The organism is Clostridium rhizosphaerae (genome assembly GCF_016765585.1).
GTDB lineage: Bacteria > Bacillota > Clostridia > Clostridiales > Clostridiaceae > Clostridium_AT > Clostridium_AT rhizosphaerae.
Window position 1 is genome coordinate 1 of record NZ_JAESWC010000002.1, and the last position, 20,480, is coordinate 20,480.

The window sequence follows — 20,480 nt, forward strand, 5'->3', positions numbered from 1 at the left end:
TAAGTCCCAACAAAAAATACGATTTTCACCCAGTTTGATGGATATAGTATCTAAAATAAAGATAGGTTTATACCCCAATTGAAGTAATTGGTTATAAACCTATTATACGAACAAAAAATTTCCGTACAGCTTGGCTTGAAAAGATAGCCAAGCTACACCTGCGTCACTAAGCCAAGTCTGGCTAAGTGTCTCGGCGTCTTGAACAAGTAACGTTATACGTAACTTTGAAGAGAGTGAGTAATTACACGAAGAATTAAGATAGGATTTTGTGAAAAGCAATTGTAAGAAAGATGGACCGAAGTGTAAAGAAGGAGGATAACAGAAGAATGAAATTTAAATATGGAAGTTTTTCATGTGATGTTGATATATTTTACAGAGACAATGATATTATGGTGAGATTTTATGATAGCTCTAGAGAACAAGAAGAAGATCAAATAGTTAATCTTGTCATAGTCGACCCGGGGTATGGTTATCTTCTTCTGAAGATTAAAGGGGATTCAGGATTATTAAGTGGCTTCTTAGATGAGAATGTATTTTCCACAGATGAGTTAGTAAACGCAGCAATTGATTTTTTAGAAAGTCTATCACTAACAGCAAAACACGTCTGCATACCCCATCATGTAGACCGCGTAAAGCTAACAAGTTTTGTTGAATACAATGGAGAGTATTAGTAACCTGAAAGTAATGAGATTTTGTAGTTCCTGAATAATGTAAGTGGAAACGATATAATTGAGCAAATTGGATGCCATATGATTTATTCGTTAAAGGATAGGAATATATATGCATTTGAGGGGGAGTTACAAGAGCTCTCTAAGCTTCTCGGCGTCTGGAGTACGAGACTTTATTTGTAATTTTGATGAAGCAAAGATGTAATTGAAGGTTTTTTAATTTATTTAATAAGATATAATAGCAAAGAAATGTGAGATACAGATTATTTATATATTCAGCGTCTTAGCGGTATAAAATAGACTTGAATACTATCAATGTTTTTATTCGCAATGAAGTATAAAATATCTCGGCATAATTTTGCTTGGGTGAAGTATATGAATTAAATAAAGCTATAACGTAAAAGCAAGAAAGGGAATGTATTATGATTACTATTTATGATTGGTTTGGCTATGAATTGCCAATAAAGGAACGTTATCGGCTGATAAAAGAAGCAGGGTTTGATGGTGTTTTATTATGGTGGAGTGAATACTTAGGTCGTAACGATTATCGAAGCGGTCCACAAATTGTTCTGGAAGCGGGTCTTGTTATAGAAAATATCCACACACCATTTCAAGTCCAAGATAACATCTGGCTTGATAATCTGGATGGTGAAGCCTCAATAGATTGCTATTTGCAATGCGTCAAGGATTGTGCGGAATTTGAGATTCCGACCATGGTGGTGCATCTGCCGGATGATGACAAGCCGTATAATGCATTGGGACTGAATAGAATTATGAAAATTACTGAAAAAGCTGAACAGCTTGGCGTCAATGTTGCGATGGAGAATTTACGGAACTTTACCAATTTATCATATGTGTTGGAGCAAGTGAATTCCCAGCGCATAGGATTATGTTATGATTGCTGCCATCACTACCATTATTATCCGAATTGTGACTTATTATCCATGTACGGTTCCCGTTTGATGGGATTACATTTACATGATTATAACGGAAATACCATACATCGATTGCCCTTTGACGGTACAATTGATTGGTCTGTAGCCATGAAAAAAATTGCTGCAACTGATTACTCAGGGCCGACTTCAATAGAGGCCATGAATTGGGGTTATAAGGATTTATCGATAGAGGAATTTTTAAGAAAAGCGTATGCGCAAGCAAAAAAGTTGGAAACATTAAAACAACTATAATCCATGATAACGGAAATAATCTGCAACAATCTTTTATATATACAGGATACCGTAATTGGTGGCTTTCTCGGTGTAGGGAATTAGTAACGTTAGATGAAATTCTTTTTAAATTAATTACTTTGGATAAGATGAACCGTATAATAAATAGCTTTGCTTTATTCTATAAATATGAGACAATTTTCATATTATTATTTGAATTATATGACACAAAAAATTTATGAACTTTTGGGGGATAAAATGAGGTATATAGAGGATAAAAATTTTAAATATAAAGATGAACTTATAAAAGAATTAAGAGCATACAATTTAAAACATACTGGTGAAAAAGATTCATCAAGTGAATATTTTTATGCTATAGATGGTGAAAAACTGGTTGGAAGTGTATATACAAATTACTCTTGGGATTGGGTAAGTATTGGTAGTATGTTTTATGAGAATATTGATGTTTTGAAAAAGTTGATTTCAGAAGTTAGTCATTATTATAAAAATAAAGCAATAGGCATGAAATTATATACAGAAGTTGAATCTAGAGTAGAAGATTTCAAGGCTATTAGTTTTGATATTGGAGGAATTACTGAAAGAACACCAAGAACAAGTAGATGTTTCTATTTGAAGAGTATTGATTTTGATATAAAAAGTAATTCTCAGACAGAAGTTATAGTTGTGACTGAAAAAATAGATAAATATAATTCTATTTTATTAAATCAAATAGAGAAATTTAATAGGGACAATAATATTTATCCAATGGAAGAAAGAAACATAATGTTTGTTGCATTAGATTATGATAAATTTGTTGGAGGAGTTCATGGGAGCATTACTGAAGATTCAATGTATATAGGTTGGCTTGTAGTTGATGAAGAGTATAAAGGAAATGGAATCGGTAAAAATCTTATGTGTAAAATAGAGGAAAAAGCAAAAGAGCTAAATGTCTATAGCATTAATTTAGGTACAGTAGAGTTTCAAGCAGAAAAATTCTATGAAAAATTAGGATACAAGATAGTTTTTGTAAAAGAAAATGATCCAAGAGGCTATAAATCATATAGTATGGTAAAAAAAATATAATTGCTTTAGAAATTAATGATGGTTAAGTATACTGGGGTATTCCTTCAGAGTAACTGAAAGAACTTCATCTAACATAAGATTAGCGGACATCTTTCCGCCGGGTGCTGAGCATCGCATCCGAAGAAGAGCTCTGCAGGTCCAGTCAAAGACATCGCTAATCAGAAACGTTATACGCAACTTTGCTGATAGAATGCAATTAGTAGGAGTTTTTTTGATTTAAGTTTATTGATGGAGAACTGTAGATTATAACGAGCAAAATGTCTATTATATACTGTTAACATAATGCATAATCTACAGGAGAATAAGTTAAAGTTGAATTTCTAAAAATCAGAAATGGTTATTTACACTAAATAGTAATAGTGGTAATATATACATGTAATGGTTTGATTATGAAGGGTGGAATGTCGTTCGGCAAGTTTAGTGCAATATAATCATAATGCATAAGCGTGCACGGAGAAGTAAGATAAAATCATAATTTAATATTTTGGCGAAGCTGTTTTTGTTAAGACGGTTTTTGTGTGTTGCCAATTTATTAGTTTTGATTTTATGGTTACTCTCCATACGTATTTTACTATTTTCTTTTGAATGTAAAGTCGTAGAGTAAATCTACGGCTTTTTTATTTTGCGTTAATCATACCATTACATAATTTATTAAATAAAGAAAGGATGCATTATATGATATTGGATTTGATTAAAAAACGAAGATGAAAACAGTTTTAAATTACAATTTAAAGCAACTAAATTTGTATAAGGAGATGCGACTATGTTTAATGAACTTAAAAAATATATAACCAAACCTAAATTATATGATCCAAGCACAAATAAATTTTGGGATGATGAACATATTTCTAAAGGTATGTTAGCTGCTCATCTAAATCCCAATTGGGATGCCGCAACTCGCAAACCTGAATTTCTTGATAAATCAGTAAAGTGGATTTCAGAAATTGCACCATCGTCTCAATATAAGCTATTATTGGATTTAGGCTGCGGCCCTGGATTATATGCAGAGCGATTTTGTAGTGCTGGATATTCTGTTAAAGGAGTGGATTTTTCTAAACGCTCCATTGCGTATGCAAAGGAACAAACATTACTTAATAAAAGCAATATCGAGTACCATTACCAAAACTACTTGACAATTGATTATAATGAACAGTTCGATGTAATAACATTAATATATTGTGATTATGCAGCGTTATCAATTACGGATAGGCTTATTTTATTGAGAAAAGTATATCAAGCATTAAAGCCGAACGGTAAATTTATTTTTGATGTATTTACACCTCTTATGAGGAAAGGTGAAAATCGTTCATGGAAATACTATGAAAAGGGTGGGTTTTTTAGTGAAAAGCCACATGTCTGCTTAGACTCTGTTTATCAATATGATGATGAAGATAGTACAGAATTAAGGCAGTCTATTGTGCTAACCGAAGAAACTGTAAATTGCTATAATATATGGGACCATTTTTTTACTGAGGAAGCACTGTTATCAGAAATTCAAACCGCTGGCTTCAATGCATTTGAATTTTATGGCGATATTGCGGGGAAGGAATTTTCAGATACAGGAGAAACTATTTGTGGCGTTTTTACAAAGTAGAAGCTTCTGATAGTTAAGTATAATCTGTACTTGAGTTATAACTTAATCTTTTAAACAAAAAATAGCACTTGGTAATGATACGGTGAAAGCAGTCCGGAAGCAAGACGTATCAATGCTTCTGGTCTGTTTGATAATACTTGAAAAATAAATTAACAAATTGACAGGATGGCACTCAGTAATATGCCATTAGCTTTTCTTTCTTCGATTTAGAATAAACAAAATCATAGAACCTATATGTTCGGTTTATGATATTTAACTTTCTTCTTTAATTTAAGTGTTTTACTTTGCAGACGATACATTATATGGAATATCGGTTTTTGAGGATTTTCCTAAAATTGTTGGAGCATAAGAATAAAAATAAGTAGATGAGAAAGCTGCTCAGAGGTATACCAATGCCACTTAGCAGCTTTTTATTTTTGGTGCGTCCAGTGAAGCTGGAGTACGCGCAATGTGTTTTTATGTTCTCAAAAAATTACAATAGCTCCTCTAATGCGAAAACTGCTATAGTTCCCTGTAATGGCTGTGAATAAAGCCTATTTCTTTGTATAAATCCAGTGCTGATTCTTCTGAATTTATAAAGGACAAATACATATTATACTCTTCTACCTTCTTTAATGCTTTAGCCAAGGTTGCTCTAAGAATTTTATCCTTATCAGCGTTTGCAGCTACAGAACTCATATATATGCCGCTAAGATCATCGAATAACCTTAAAAAGGCTATAGTAGAAATAGGCTTTCCATCAATAGTTCCTAAAATCAGCTTAAATTCATATTCTTTATCTGTTATAATGCTTAAGGTCTTTTCAATGAAATCTCTTTTTTTGTCACTGTTGATGTGTAGCCCTTCTGCGAGAGTGGTACACCAAATAAGCTTTCTTTCAATAGTTTCAGCAACTTCAATTTGGAAGTTTTCTGGAATTGGCATTGAATCATTTGCCCTACCGTTAATAATATACATGCAATCCAGCTTACTTGCGTTGGTTGACAACTGTTCCTTTACTGTTTCAATTGCCTTTTCAAATTTATTATCACAGTCATCATGCCAGTCAATTAGTTCTTTAGGAGTTCCTGAAATAATTCCAAACCAGTCAGTGAAAACACCTTCATGCACAAACCCGCATTTTTTTGCAAGTCCTGGTGACATATTATTTCCATCAACTATTGTAAGGAATGGTACACGGCCTGATTTTAATATCTTGTTTGCAAGGTCAAGGGTAACGTCTTCTGCATATCCTCTTCCCCTATATTCCTCCTTAGTATACATAATACCCATTGAGTTATCGTTATGTATAAGCACCCAGGAGGCAATATCACCGTCAACATATATTGCAGAAGAGGGTCTGTTCTCTATATCATCCCTTATTTTGTCAAGGCTTATCTCGTCTTTGTAAGTGTAGTAATGGTTTATAATTTCTGCATCCTTTATATCAATTGGTTTTACAGGATTTTTTATTCTGCTTAAATCAACTTCTTTTACAGGAAGATAATAAAGTGCGTTTAAGCTTTCCCAATTTACGATAAACCTGCTTCTTATTTTTTCTGCTATAGGCCTATAGACTGCCCTGAATCCATAGAAACCATCCTTATACAAGGTATCAAGAACTTCATTAAGAAAGGCATCATTCTCAGTGTATAAGCTGCTGAAATAGTCTTTTCTTGCTACCACTCCTGTAGGATAAGCTTCATTATCAACATATATCTCTGCATCAGGTACATTTTCTAAGAAACCAATTAAGTTAAGATTAATAAGCCTATTCTTATTTAAAAAATCATATATTGGTTTGCTAAGGCTTGTTTTAATTATCATATATTTTCTCCTCCCATACCGAAGCTGGTGCTAATGTAAATTGCCTAAAGTTTTATATGCTTAATTCTACCATTTGTGGTACATGTTTCAAAGTAGTATTTTTTTATAGCCAACAATAACTAAGGTATGAATTAGAATAAATGTTATTGAGGGAGAGCTATGTTTACAATTAGCTGTAATACAACCAGCGTCAATAGGCTGCAAACATTATCACTCCTATAATTATTGCATAAACATTATGAGGCAATTATAATTAACATATTGATATAGGTAAAATTAATCTTTAAATTCTATATCTAGATATTAACTGCTTTCACAGTTTTGCTTATTATACATTTAAAATTATCTGAAGAGAAGAGTAGAAAAATTAATATTGCAGGTTGAATGTATAAACATTGATGTATAGTTTGGATTTTTTTAAGTATATAGGAATTCAATTTGGGGTGGCTTATGATAAATATTAAAGAGAAGAAAGTAAGGCTGAGGCATGAGATATTATCTCAGGACTTGTATAAAACATTAGTTGCAGTTAGTTTAGGGTTACTGGGCTTTGGTGGAACATTTTTTACTTTGAAAATTAATGTGGGAATAATTAGGTTAGACTTTCTTTGGAGTTTGACGTTTCCCATGCTTGTTACTCAGGCATGGGGAAGAAAATATGGATTGGTTAGTTTATTTTTTGGGCTATGTGCATTTTATCCCTTCTATCTTTGGTTGAATGAAGGGTGGGGATGTGTTGTTGGTTTTTGTAACATGGTTGTTTGGTTTACATTACATGGGTATGGCGCAGAGAAAAGGAAGCAATCAAAAAAGTGTATTTATAATATTTTTTTCATTGAGATATTTTGTTTGCTAATAGCATCTGTATTTTTCTTTTTTTTATTTCCATTGTTAGTAAAATATAATTCATATTTTTTGTATAAATATACTATTACTGCGATTAGCATAGGGATTCTGCGTTTATGCTTAATAAAAGTTATAGTCCAAAACTTTTTTATCCTCATAGTATGCGATGTGATGCTATTATTGCCAAATATGAAAAAGTTATTTTTATATGATATAGAAAGTAAGTCAATGAACAATGGGGCTATTTTGGCGAGAGCTGTAGCTATTTGCATAGGCTTTTGGTTTCTCTCAATATTAATAGAGTATTTATTACCATTAAGAGATAATCCGCTGGTATTTTCTCAAATTCTTGATGACAGAGATGTAATATATCTTATTATTCTTATAATGTTTTGTATGGCAACAGCAGGAGTTACTATACGTTATCTTGAAAAAAAACAAAAGGCAGAGGAACTTGTTAAAAAAAGTGAGAAAAAATATCATGATATTTTTCAAAATATAATGAATCTTTATTGTGAAACGTTAATTGATGGAACAATAGTTGAAATATCTCCTTCTTCCAAAAATATTTTAGGATATGACCGACATGAACTTATAGGAAAAAACATGGGAAATATATACTGTGATCCCGAGTCTAGGGAAACTGTAATAGAACAATTGTTGAAGGAAAAAAGTATTAATGACCTAGAGTTTGAGGGAAGAAAGAAGGATGGCACATCATGCACTCTCTTGATAAATTTTAGATTAGTTAGTACTGAAGATGGAATAATGAAAATTATAAGCGTTGCAAGAGATGTGACTGATTATATGGAAGCTAAGAGAAAACAAGCTGAGGTTCAAGAAGAATATAAGCTTATTTTTGATAAAATGAGTGATGGAATGATTATTAATGAGTTTATATACGATGAAGCAAATGAACCTGCAGATGCGATAGCAATCAAAGCAAATCCCGCAATTGAGAAACATCTTGGATTGAAAGCTGCTGATGCTATTAAGAATACATATGTAAAATCCTTTGGAGTAAACAAATCAGATCTGAAGAGGCTTAATGATATATTAAAAACTGATATTCCATTGCAATGTGAGGCTTTCAATTCAAAATTTAATCGACATTTATTAGTAAATGCTTTTAAGGTAAATAATAAACAGGTAGGTATCATGTTTCATGATATCTCTGAGTTAAAGCAGCTAGAAGCAAAGAAGAGAGAAATGACAGAGCATTTGGAAGCAGTTTTTGAAAGTACTGATGATATGATATATTCAGTAGATAGGAATTATCGTATTTTAAATTTTAATTCATCATTAAATGATTATATGAAACGAAGCTATGACTTAGAAATCGAGAGTGGTCGGAGTATATCGGAATTTTTGCCAGATGATATTGCACAGGAGTGGAAATTCTATTATGACAAGGCAATGAATAATGGTAGATATAGTTTTCAGTATCATATAAAATATGAGAAAAGATACACAGAAGTATTCTTGAATCCCATATATCACAACGGAGAAATTTGCGGAACAGCTGTGTTTGTTAAAGATATTACTAAAAGGAAAGAAGCTGAACAGCAGCTTATAAAAATTAATCAGGAGTTGGAGCACCTTGTAGAGGAACGTACTGCGAAGCTGCGAAGCACTTTAACAGAACTGGAAGCCTTCACCTATACAGTTTCACATGATTTGAAATCACCTTTAAGGGCAATTGATGGATATAGTAGGATAATTCTTGAAGATTACGAAATAACTCTTGAAAAAGAAGTCGTGGATATGATAACTAATATTACTAAAGTGAGTTGTGATATGATAAGTCTCATAGACAGGGTACTGCAATACTCAACTACCTCAAAAACAAGTGTTCAAAAAGAAAGAGTAGATATAGAAGAAATGTTCATAAACGTATTTAATGAATTAAAGACAACCTATGCGGAAAGAAGTATTGAATTTGGTATAGAAACAGCAATTCCAATTGTTACAGCAGATCAAATTCTTATTAGGCAGGTAGTTTATAATATACTCAGCAATGCTATAAAATTTACAAAAAACAAGGAAGTTTCCATTGTCAGCGTTAGCTGTATGCAAAATTATAAAGAATATATCTTCCGGATAGAAGATAATGGGGCTGGTTTTGATATGAAATACTCCAAGAAGCTTTTTACCATGTTTCAAAGACTCCATAATAAAGAAGAATATGAGGGAAGTGGAATAGGGTTAGCCACTGTATATAAAATAATTCAGAAACATGGAGGAAGAACTTGGATGGAAAGTGAGCTAAATAAAGGTACTAAGATATATTTTACGCTTCCTATGGAATAAGGTGATTAAATGTATAAGGTAATGATAGTTGATGATATGGAAATAGTGAAATTACAATTGAAAAGACTGAAGGTATGGGGAGAAACCTCAGGTTTTGAAATAACAGTAGAAGCAAGAAATGGGCATGAGGCTTTGGAGAAGCTGAAAGCTAACCCAGTTGATTTGATTATAACTGATATTCGAATGCCCATGGTAGACGGCATAGAATTACTTGAGAAGGTAATGAAAAAAAAGCTGGTGCACTGTGTTGTGCTTCTTAGTGAATATAGTGAATTTGAATATGTCAGACAAGGATTGGTACTAGGAGCTTTTGATTATCTTGTTAAACCAGTAAATTCAAATGATATTAGTAAGTTACTGGAAAGGGTTAAATCATTCATCATTGAAAAGAAACAAGAAGAGAAAAAAATAATGGCATATACCCCTTTAGCAGATATTAAACAAATATTAGAATTGATTCAAAGTGGTAGATCTGCAGAAGATTTAGCTTGTGCTATTTTTGATAAGATAATTTCTGAATATGAGGATAAGGCAAAAATACGTTACCTAATTACAGAGTTTCTCGAGGAAGTATTAGAAGCAACCAACAACAATATGCCTTGGTTTATGAAATTTGCTGATGTTAGTTGCATTAAGATTTTAAATTTGCGTGATTTAACTTCTATAGAAGAATTAAGGGATATCTATATTTCTTGTATTAATAATTTAGAAACAGAGATAAATTGCTTATATTTGGGTAAAAGCTATGGCAGTTTAATAAATAAAATAAGTATATTTGTTCTGCAGAATGTGGAAAATGAAGTTACCTTACCTGTGATCGCAAACTTTCTTCAGATGAATAAAAACTATATATGCGAAATCTTTAAAAAAAAGGCTGGTATTTCACTTTTAGATTATATAACAAAAGTTAAGATGGAAAGGGCTAAAAAGATGCTTGCAGAGAGTGAAAACAGAAGTTATGAGATTGCAGATAAATTGGGGTATAATGATCCAGAGTACTTTAGCAAGTTGTTCAAGAAGTATTCAGGGGTTTCCCCAATAGAATATAGAAGATTTAAAAACTCTAGGACAATAATTTAATTTATAAAGTAATTTATTGAAAAACTGAATTTTTTCGGGGTATAATATCTTTTTTTTTCATTAAGTTTCAAATGGAAACGATGTATTATTAAAATATACATTGTTTTTATTTTTTGTTCAGAACAAAAGAGAAACTTTATAAATCAGGAGGGATATAATGCAAATTTTTAACAACCTAAAAATGTTATATAAGTTAATGACAGCTTTTATAATAATGATTATATTAATTGGAACTGTTGGTTTTCTAGGTATATCCAATATGAAAAAAATCGATTCAAATGTTTCGAATTTGTATAATATTGATTTAAAAGGCGTGAAGGATATAAATATGCTTAAAACAAATCTTATGGCTATTAGAGCAGATGTTTTGCAAATTTTAGATCCTAAAAATAACAGCAAGGTCTCTACTTTAGTTGATGATATAAACAAATTACAAGATATGGATAAGAACTTAGCTGAGGATTATAAAACTACAATTACTACTACTACTGATAGGGAGCAGTTTGCTCAGTTTGAAAAACTATTAAATGAATATAGAACTTCTCGAGGCCAACTTATAGATAAAGTTAAAGCTTCGGATTATGATGGAGCTAATGTTATTTTTCCTGAACTTTCGAAAATTAGAGATGATATGTTTGTTGTATTAGATAAAGAAATAGATTTAGATACAAAACTTGCCGCTGATGATTATAACAGTAGTAATGCAATTTTCAAAAGTAGTACAATAGTATCTATTAGTATAATAGCAATAGCTATTACAATTGCAATTTTTTTAGGCCTTTTTATATCACTTGTAATATCAAAGCGATTAAGAGAAATTTTATTATTTTCTGAGGCTATAGGTCAGGGAGATCTTACAGCAACAATTAATATTGATTCAAAGGATGAGATAGGAAATGTTGCTAAAGCATTGAATCAGTCTAGAGAAAATATGAAAGATCTAATAAAAGAAATAATTGATAGTGCCAATGATATGAGTGGAACAAGCGAAGAATTATCAGCAACTGTTGAAGAGGTTTCATCTAAAATGGAAATAGTAAATGAATCAGTAGAACAAATATCTAGAGGAGTACAAGATTTGAGTGCGACTACTGAGGAAGTGAGCTCATCAACAGAAGAAATAAGTGCTAACACAAATAGTCTTGCTAATAGAGCAAATGATTCAAAGGTATCTGTAAATGAGATAAAGAATCGTGCTCTTGACATAAAAGCTAAGGCCTCAAAAAATATAGAAGAAGGTACAGCAATATATAGTCAAAATCGCTCTAATATTTTAAGTGCTATTAAAGAAGCTAAAATTGTAGAAGAAGTTAAAATTATGGCCGATTCTATTGGTAATATAGCACAGCAGACAAATTTATTAGCTTTAAATGCTGCAATAGAGGCGGCAAGAGCTGGAGAACAGGGGAAAGGTTTTGCAGTAGTTGCAGATGAAGTAAGAAAACTTGCAGAGCAAGCCTCGCAAGCGGTTGTAAATATCCAAAGTATGGTTGAGCAAGTGCAAGAAGCAGTTATTAAACTTTCACAAAGTGGACAAGATGTACTCAATTTTATGGATAACAATGTAAAGCCAAGCTATGAATTCCTTCAGAGTACAGGTGTTCAATATGAAAAGGATTCTGAATTTATGAATAATATTACAGAAGAGATTTCAGCCTCTTCAAAACAAATGAATGAAGTTATTGAGCAAATAAGCGCTGCTATACAAAATGTATCTGCCACTGCAGAACAATCAGCAGCAAGCTCTGAAGAAATATCAAATAGTGTTAATGAAATAACTCTTACTATTAGTGATGTTGCAAAATCTGCACAAAGTCAGGCAGAACTTGCTCAAAAATTAACTGATATGGTACAGAAATTCAAGCTGTAAGACTTCTGAGGGATCAGCATAGTGATGAAATTTTATTTTGCTTAAAATTAATAAAGGATTAAAGTTAGGGATTAACTTTAGTCCTTTATTTGATGGTGATAAATAGGTAACTAGTACCGATGAAGTAGGGTAATGCCAACGGAGGGAAGGAGATTACATATTATTACCATATAATAAGTCAGTTCTGTCTTGAAATAAAGAAGGCACTGTTTAAGTGGTTAAACCGAGAAGTCAAAGACGAAGTTTTTACTTAGACAAATTCAAAATTTATATGAAATATAATCCATTACCTAAGCCTAAAATTTATGTAAATGTGTATAGATAGCAATTCTTGTAAAATAATATGAAGAGCCGTATGCTCTAATTGGGCGCGTACGGAATCTGTGAGGGGGAAAGTTCGTGAGGCCTTTACCTACCCGGCTATCACAAGTAATGACGGTTTCCATGGAAGCTTTAACGTACAACAAATATCGTATTATAGACAACAAAAAATTATATGTAGATTACAACTTTAAAAACTCTTTATAAAACGCGAGAGCCTTCTCAAGGCGCATTATCCCAATAAATATTTATATACTTCCATATATATCTATATATATTTGTGTCAGTTTAAGTAATTTTATAAGTAACTCTTTTAACAAAAGTAAGGGGTCTAACCCGATATATCCTTATCTGTTAAGGAATATAAAATTATTCTTTCTGTAAAACAGATATGTATTTATATAGTAACGTAGTCCGCTGAAAATATTATTAATAGAGATATTAAATAGGAGATGGTAAAAATGAATAAAGAAAATAAGAGTGAAAGGATTACTGATATAGAGAAACAAATTGAGATTGGAATTATGATGTATTGAATAGTTTCTGGAAAGAAATTAAAGAGAAATGGGCACCATTAGTTGAAAAAATAATGGGGGATGATGGAAAAGAATATTTGGATATGGGCGTGAAATCGGTCTTGGTTAATTTAATCTATGAAGGAAAGATTCTGCCTATAGCAGCGATATTTATTGAGACAGTGGATGATAGAGATACTGAATTAAAATGTAATGAAGATTTTGCCCATTTTATAATAAAGGAAGTGATTCCATGGTAAAAAGGAACTATAATATATTGGATATACCGGAAAGCAATGTAATTGGAGGGTCGAGTTTAGAGGGATTAACAGCATCATATGCCTTCAAGGCATAAAGATAGGTGCCAGGAACCGGAATTATCCAGTAATTGTAGATAATTATCTATAAAACTGTAATTAATTCGGTACGGTGGAACGTATAATAGGTAACGTGAGGTTTTTTGAGTATAACAGAACTCCACATTATCCATATAACCGATTGTTAAGTAGTCTGTGATCATAATGGTTACAGGCTTTTTTGTTGGAAATTAATTGCTATAAGTTATATAATTAATATATTAAAATAATACGGACTGGTAAACTATTGTGAACTTCAGATTAAACTGTGAAGTTAGAAAATTTATATAGTGGACGGAGGAAGACATGGAAAAACATATTGAAAAAATTGAAAAGTATTTACATAATGGACGTGCTGAAGATATGGAAAATCGCATTGAAAGACTTCGAAAGTATATTGATGATATTCTATTAAATATGAAGGACACTCAAGAAAGAAGGTGTGGGTATCTACATCTTTATGGAGTTTCGCAAGCATGTGCCATGATTGCCCTAAAAAGAAATCAAGATGTTGAATTGGCGACCATGGCTGGTATGTTACATGATTTATATTCTTACAAGGCCATGAATACTGAAAATCATGCTGAGCACGGTGCAGTTTTGGCACGTCAAATTCTTGAGGAGTTGTCATTGACAACTGATAATGAAACAGATTTATTATGTTCAGCTATCAGCAACCACAGTTCAAAGGCGACTACTCATTCTGCATTTGATGAAGTATTAAAAGATGCAGATGTTTTACAACATTGTTTATACAATCCGCTTTTTCCTGTGATGGAACATGAAAAATGTAGGTTTCAGAATTTATTAACTGAATTTGGTATTATGCGAACAGTATAAGCATTTTCGGTACCAAAACTAATACGAAATCTTCATTTTATATAAAGCAAAATCGAGTTTTTCAACGGATCTAGCTCAAAGTTTAGTGGCTAAAGCAGCGTATAATTTTTTAGCGATGAAATTATAACTAATCGCGAAGTGATATTATTTATAGAGTTAGTAGTTTAATATAAATTTAATAAATGCAATGGAGGGCTAAAGATGAGGTTTACTGGACTTGAGACAGAACGATTAATATTACGCAAATTTTGTGAAACCGATTTTTCGATTGTCTATGATTGGCTTGGCAATAGTGAAAATATGAAATATAGAAAAATGACATTGAGCGAAGAAGAAGCACATAAATACTTGGAATGGGCTATATCAAATGCTAATGAAGAAGAATGTAGAAATTTTGAATTTGCGACAGTGCTCAAGGAAACCGGGACTCTGATTGGTGCTGCTTCACTTTTTGGATTAGATGACGAGCCAGAATTAGGATGGACTATACATAGAAATTACTGGAGACAGGGATTCGGTACAGAAATAGCAAAGGAACTCTTGAAATTTGGATTTCAAACGCTTGGTCTTCGGCGCATTATTGCAGGGTGTAATTCGAATAATACAGCCTCATATCGAATAATGGAAAAGATAGGAATGCGTAGAGAGGCTCATTTTATAAAGGCTCAGCGAGTGAATAGCATCTTTGCTGATGAATGGTGTGATAGGTTTCAATATGCGATATTATACGAGGAATGGCTGAATAGTTCAACCTAAAGTGTAGTGGCTAAAGCAACGTATAACAATGTATCCAAGTTCGCTTTGGCTTGACAAGACAGCCAAAGCGCATTTCTTCACTGGCGCAAGAGCATCCAAGAGGTATTCCTTTATGGTTCAGTTCAGAAACGTCTTGAATGCTGAACGTTATTTGTAATTTTGATGAAGCAAAGTTATTGCTTATGTTTTTTAAAATTTACTTTGTGAGATCCGATTGTAAAATATTATGAATTGTATACATGGGGGGATAAAAATGTATAATCATGAACCAAAAGATTATATCTGTCCATTTTGTTTAGTTGTTGATGGTGTTGAAAACGAACATGTGCAGACTAAACAAGCAGACATTTTTTATAAGGATGAGTACATAACTGCATTCATTAGTGCAGGCCAGTATAAAAATAATAAGGGTAATGTAATTATTATTCCTAATAGTCATTTTGAGAATATTTATGATTTGCCAGATGCAATCTCTGCAAGAATTCATAAATTAGAAAGGAGAATTGCTATTGCACTTAAAGAGGTTTACAAGTGTGACGGTGTATCTTCTAGGCAGCATAATGAACCTTGTGGAAATCAGGATGTTTGGCATTATCACCTACATGTGTTTCCGAGATATAAAGATGATAATTTGTATTTAACTGACAGAGGGGCATCTAAACCAGAAGGACGTATTGAATATGCAAATAGATTGAAAAGTTATTTTGCAAACATTAGCAACGAAAGCCTTTAATCAAAGTATAACTGCAAAACTACATATAACAAAAAATTTCCGTATAGCTTGCCTTAAAAAGATAGCCAAGCTACACCTGCGAAGCAAAGCGAAGTCTCGCTAAACTTCTCGGAGTTGGGAATTAGCAATGTTAGATGAAATCCTGTTTAAGTGAGTGCCATACCGAAGTTTTAAATAAAATCATATAATTACTTTAATAAAATTGATTTTTGATCTATTCAATTGAAAGGAACTAAGAACATGTACTATGAAGAATATGGAGATAATAATAATCCGACATTAGTTTTTCTGCATTGTGCTGGCATTACAGAAACGTACCTAAAACTATATTCTCTCTCAAACCAATTCCATCTTATTATTCCTCATTTATATGGAAGTGGAAATGAGGTTAAAAGAGATTTTAATTTCGAAGAAAATAAAAATGCTATTATTGAAATTGTTGATCGTCTTAAAAAAGAAAAGGTGTACATTATAGGTCACTCAGAAGGTGCAAACTTAGCATTTTCAGTTATTTCTCAATGTCCTAATTTTTTTAGTGGGGCTATTATTAGCAGTCCAATGGTAGATAAGTCAGATAAAATTGCAAAGCAAAAAGCAATCATCGTAGGTCTTGCATATCGGTTGATTAGATCAAAATTAGTAGGAAAATTATATGTAAGGTTTATTGGTATTGACGATAAAAAAAGAGCTGACTTTTTTATAAGTTATTGGACAAAAATCAGCATGAATACATGGAAGAATTATTATATGGATCGGTTAACATTTGAAAAATATCCTCAATTTAAGGATATCTCATTTCCTGTGCTATGTATTTGTGGTTCTAAAGAACCAAATGTGATTAAGAGTACTGTTTTATATATGAAGAAATTAAATAAAAATTGTAACATTCAATATATAGAGAATGCTGGACATGAGCATCCAATTAAAAAATCTAATGAATTTAAAAAAATAATTCTTAAAGAGTTTAATTCGTAATTGATAAAGCTTTATGGCATTTTATAAAGGTACTTTTATCTAATGTCTATTTAAAAATTAATGATTTGTAAACGTAAGAATTTTATATTTAAAATTTAAGGTGTAGTACAAGCGGAGACTTCATCTAACAAAAAATTGCCGTGTGCCTTGGCTTGAGAAGACAGCCAAGGCACACCTGCACCCCTTAGATAGGAGCTATCTAAGGCTCTCGGTGTCGGAAATTAAAAACGTTATATGTAATTTCTTTTAAAGAGAGTGACAGCTAAAGGTTTTAATTATTTTATAAAAGAGTGTGACTTAAAATGCAGAAAGTTACTTATATTAACTAACAGTTAAGTTATTCTACTATACTTCGTTTGAATATATGAGGTTATAATGATACTCTTAAATTAGTAAATATTTACTTTAATAAATTAATCATAAGCATTGTAATATTAAATGGAGGTATATATGAATATTGAAGTTGGTAAAAAGATATATGAATTAAGAAAAAATAAGAATATGACGCAGGAAAAGTTAGCATCTGAAATGGGGGTATCAGTAGCAGCGGTATCAAAATGGGAAACTGGGAATTCCGTGCCAGATATTTTTATGTTATGTTCAATTGCTGATTTTTTTAATATATCAACCGATGAATTACTTGGAAGGACTAAAAACAAAAAGAAGGTTATAATTGTAGATGATGTGGAATTTGTTAGGGATTCCCTAAAAAAGATACTATCTGAAAATGGATGTGAAGTTATTGGCGAAGCTACAGAAGGATATGAACTATTGAATATTTTAAAGAAGGAAAAGACAGATTTTATAATTCTTGATATAAATATGCCTGGGATGGATGGTATGACAGCATTAACAAATGTTATGAGAGACTATCCTGATATTAAGGTAATTATGTGTTCAGCAGTAACAGACAAGGGAATAATTGATTCTGCAATAAAATTAGGGGCATCAGGATACATTACAAAGCCCTTTTTACCAGATAAAATTATTGCAAATATAGGTGTAATTTAATAAGGTTTAAATATATAGTTCCCGTTCTTGTATACAACGAAATTAATTTAAACTTTATCAAAAAGACTTTAATAATAGTGTAGTTGTTAAAACTACATATAACAAAATGCTGCCGTCCGCGTTGGAGGGTAGCTTTTTTAGTAGTATTGTGTAAATTTGTGGTTTATAATCAATATATAGTTAATTGTCAAATGAGACCCAAGGCACATTCCTTTACCAAGCGCGTCGCGCTAAGGTTCAGAAACGTCGGCAGCAAGAAACGTTAGACGACAGTGATCACGAGCTGATTATAGAAAATATATTACTAGTGGGGGGAGAAGATAGTGAGTAATATTAATTTAGAATTTGACAAGTTTCCTCAACTTGAGAGTAAAAGATTTAATTTAAGGGAAGTAAAGGAACATGATTATTTATCATTATATGAAATATATTCAGATGAAGACGCAGTAAAATATCAGCAGACAGGAGCTATGCAAACAATAGAACAAGCACAGAAAGCAGTACAAGCTTTTTTGCGAGGATTTAGAAATAGAAAATTTATACGATGGTGTATAGCTGAAAAAGAAAGTGATAGGGTTATTGGGTTAATTACGCTTCATGATTTTAATATATCTAACTCTCATGCAGAGATAGGATTTATGCTTAACAAAAGATATTGGAGACAAAATATTATGGGTGAGGTGGCGAAGGAAATTATTAGATTTGCATTTGAAATAATTGGGCTAAATAGGATAGAAGCATTAATTCATCCAGATAATATAGCTTCAATTAAGTTAAGTGAGAAGTTAGGATTTCAGAGAGAAGGTCTAATAAAGGAGGCTGCGTATAACCTGAGAACAGATGAATATGAGGATAGAGTAATATTTGGTCTAATTAAAAAGAACAAAAAGTAAAGTTGATTTTCAGTGGAACCGTCATCTAACAAAATACTTCCGTTAATAATTAAAGATTAGTACGATACTTGGTTTTATGATAAATACAAATATAGGGATGTGAGATCATTGGCAAAGATTAAATTGCAAGACTTAATAACAATATTAGATAGTGATGTGGTTAAATATAATTCATGTATCGAAATGAATTTTTGTATTGATAATGATACAGAATATGAAGATTGTTGGCTTGGAAAAATGCCAGATAGGGATAACCGTGGTAAAGAAATATATTGGTATGGACTAGTGCCAGATGGCTCACAAGCATATGATTATGCTAAACTAGAAGATATTTTAAACGCTAAAGTATTTCATGGTAAAAGTTTATGCGATGTTATTGGGGAGATAACTTGGTATTCATTAGATGGATGTAGTATAGAGGACAGATTATCAGATTACATAGATGTTAATGCAAAAAAACTAAAGAGGTCTATACCTATAAATATTAAGTAGAACAGTATATTGCATTGTTAATTCTAAGCTTTATTTTATCGTAAATTGATTTAATCTTTAATAGACTAGATTTAGTTTAAGGTGTATTGGGTAAAACTACACCTAACAAAATGCTGCTGTCCGCCTTGGCTGGTGGACTTTTCTTATATGGCATTATGTAAATATATGGTTTATAATCAATATATAGTTAGTAGCGTATCATCGCCAAGGCTCATTTTCAAAACTAAGATAAGAGTTATCTAAGTTTTCAAAACGTCAGCAACCCGAGAACGTTATACGCAACTTTGTTGATAGAAAGCAGATAATAATAGTTTTTTGACTTAAGTTTATTGATGAGGAATTGTAGTATATTGCTCATTAAAGGTTATGAATATCATTGGAGGTATGTGCATGAGTAACAATATAGAAATTGTAAAAAAATTATACTCTGAGGAACCTGCAATAAGAGATATGAGAGATTATACTAATAAAAAATTGAAAGTTTGGGAAAGCGAAATAGTTTCTCATTTTCCTATTAAGTCATGGATTCTTGATATAGGTTGTGGCATGGGCAGAGAAGCGTTCTGCTTATATGATAAAGGATTTAGAATTACGGCTATTGACATATCTGAAAAGGTTATAGAACCTGCAAAGCAATTTGCATTAGAAAGTAACCGAGATATCGAATTTTTGATAACGAATGGATTAGAATTACCTTTTGAAAGCAATACTTTTGATGTTGTAATAATGTGGTCACAGACTTTCGGTCTTTTTTACGAGGAAGAGAATAAAATACATATTCTGAAAGAGTGTTACCGGGTTTTGAAAAGTAATGGAATACTTAGCTTTTCTGGTCATGATAAAGAATTTTTGGAAGTAAAATATCCACAATATCTTGATGGTAAGAAATTCTTTGCTTATGCCAATACAGATTGCTATTGGGTGGCCTTTACCACTAATGAAATGAAAGATTTGGCACAAATGACAGGCTTCTCAGTTGTAGAGTGCAAAAGAGGTATAGTTTATAAAGAGGAAGATGGTCCGATACTTCATTGTGTTTGTAGAAAATGAGCCTAGTAATGTGTTAAGTTCATTCACTTAATTCTTATTTTATGAAGCAAGTTTAATTTTTTGAATGGATTCATCTTAAAGTTTAGAGGCTAAAGCAGAGTATAACAAAAAATTT

Annotated in this window: 17 protein-coding genes; 16 read left to right on the forward strand and 1 reads right to left on the reverse strand. The window is 31.8% G+C overall.

Annotated features, from left to right (window positions below):
• The first annotated feature begins 290 nt into the window (after window positions 1–290).
• From JK636_RS03170 to JK636_RS03185, 4 genes are all read left to right on the forward strand, one after another.
• Complete coding sequence (locus JK636_RS03170; RefSeq protein WP_202747406.1) at window positions 291–671, forward strand: hypothetical protein; 381 nt, start codon at window positions 291–293, stop codon at window positions 669–671.
• A gap of 419 nt (window positions 672–1,090) precedes the next feature.
• On the forward strand, window positions 1,091–1,855 hold the full coding sequence (locus tag JK636_RS03175; RefSeq protein WP_202747407.1) for a sugar phosphate isomerase/epimerase family protein: 765 nt from the start codon (window positions 1,091–1,093) through the stop codon (window positions 1,853–1,855).
• A 237-nt stretch (window positions 1,856–2,092) separates the two neighbouring features.
• Window positions 2,093–2,917, forward strand: a complete 825-nt coding sequence (locus JK636_RS03180; protein WP_202747408.1) for a GNAT family N-acetyltransferase — start codon at window positions 2,093–2,095, stop codon at window positions 2,915–2,917.
• A gap of 763 nt (window positions 2,918–3,680) precedes the next feature.
• Entirely contained in the window at window positions 3,681–4,511 is an 831-nt protein-coding gene (locus tag JK636_RS03185; protein WP_202747409.1) for a class I SAM-dependent methyltransferase, read from the forward strand.
• Window positions 4,512–5,012: 501 nt separating this feature from the next.
• On the opposite strand, the gene JK636_RS03190 is transcribed toward JK636_RS03185, so the two are convergent.
• Window positions 5,013–6,317, reverse strand: a complete 1,305-nt coding sequence (locus JK636_RS03190) for a GNAT family N-acetyltransferase (RefSeq protein WP_202747410.1) — start codon at window positions 6,315–6,317, stop codon at window positions 5,013–5,015.
• A 1,074-nt stretch (window positions 6,318–7,391) separates the two neighbouring features.
• Between JK636_RS03190 and JK636_RS03195 the strand changes: the two genes are divergently transcribed.
• From JK636_RS03195 to JK636_RS03250, 12 genes are all read left to right on the forward strand, one after another.
• Window positions 7,392–9,473 (forward strand): PAS domain-containing sensor histidine kinase, encoded by a 2,082-nt coding sequence (locus JK636_RS03195; protein WP_202747411.1) that lies wholly within the window; start codon window positions 7,392–7,394, stop codon window positions 9,471–9,473.
• A 21-nt stretch (window positions 9,474–9,494) separates the two neighbouring features.
• Window positions 9,495–10,553 carry a response regulator transcription factor gene (locus JK636_RS03200; RefSeq protein ID WP_202747412.1) on the forward strand — a complete coding sequence of 353 codons (1,059 nt, stop codon included), beginning with the start codon at window positions 9,495–9,497 and terminating at the stop codon, window positions 10,551–10,553.
• Window positions 10,554–10,710: 157 nt separating this feature from the next.
• Window positions 10,711–12,423 (forward strand): methyl-accepting chemotaxis protein, encoded by a 1,713-nt coding sequence (locus tag JK636_RS03205; RefSeq protein ID WP_202747413.1) that lies wholly within the window; start codon window positions 10,711–10,713, stop codon window positions 12,421–12,423.
• Between the two features lie 853 nt (window positions 12,424–13,276).
• On the forward strand, window positions 13,277–13,519 hold the full coding sequence (locus JK636_RS03210) for a hypothetical protein (protein WP_202747414.1): 243 nt from the start codon (window positions 13,277–13,279) through the stop codon (window positions 13,517–13,519).
• A gap of 402 nt (window positions 13,520–13,921) precedes the next feature.
• Window positions 13,922–14,455: an HD domain-containing protein gene (locus JK636_RS03215; RefSeq protein ID WP_202747415.1), complete on the forward strand. Its 534-nt coding sequence runs from the start codon at window positions 13,922–13,924 to the stop codon at window positions 14,453–14,455.
• A 201-nt stretch (window positions 14,456–14,656) separates the two neighbouring features.
• A complete protein-coding gene (locus tag JK636_RS03220; protein WP_202747416.1) occupies window positions 14,657–15,211 on the forward strand; it encodes a GNAT family N-acetyltransferase in 555 nt (184 codons plus the stop codon).
• A 253-nt stretch (window positions 15,212–15,464) separates the two neighbouring features.
• Entirely contained in the window at window positions 15,465–15,944 is a 480-nt protein-coding gene (locus tag JK636_RS03225; RefSeq protein ID WP_202747417.1) for an HIT family protein, read from the forward strand.
• A gap of 240 nt (window positions 15,945–16,184) precedes the next feature.
• A complete protein-coding gene (locus tag JK636_RS03230) occupies window positions 16,185–16,919 on the forward strand; it encodes an alpha/beta fold hydrolase (protein ID WP_202747418.1) in 735 nt (244 codons plus the stop codon).
• A 450-nt stretch (window positions 16,920–17,369) separates the two neighbouring features.
• The gene (locus JK636_RS03235; RefSeq protein WP_202747419.1) at window positions 17,370–17,930 is read left to right on the forward strand and encodes a response regulator; all 561 of its coding nucleotides are present in this window, start codon (window positions 17,370–17,372) and stop codon (window positions 17,928–17,930) included.
• 323 nt (window positions 17,931–18,253) lie between these two features.
• Window positions 18,254–18,823 (forward strand): GNAT family N-acetyltransferase, encoded by a 570-nt coding sequence (locus tag JK636_RS03240; protein WP_202747420.1) that lies wholly within the window; start codon window positions 18,254–18,256, stop codon window positions 18,821–18,823.
• 108 nt (window positions 18,824–18,931) lie between these two features.
• On the forward strand, window positions 18,932–19,315 hold the full coding sequence (locus JK636_RS03245; RefSeq protein WP_202747421.1) for a hypothetical protein: 384 nt from the start codon (window positions 18,932–18,934) through the stop codon (window positions 19,313–19,315).
• 390 nt (window positions 19,316–19,705) lie between these two features.
• On the forward strand, window positions 19,706–20,365 hold the full coding sequence (locus tag JK636_RS03250) for a class I SAM-dependent methyltransferase (protein ID WP_202747422.1): 660 nt from the start codon (window positions 19,706–19,708) through the stop codon (window positions 20,363–20,365).
• Window positions 20,366–20,480 lie beyond the last annotated feature (115 nt).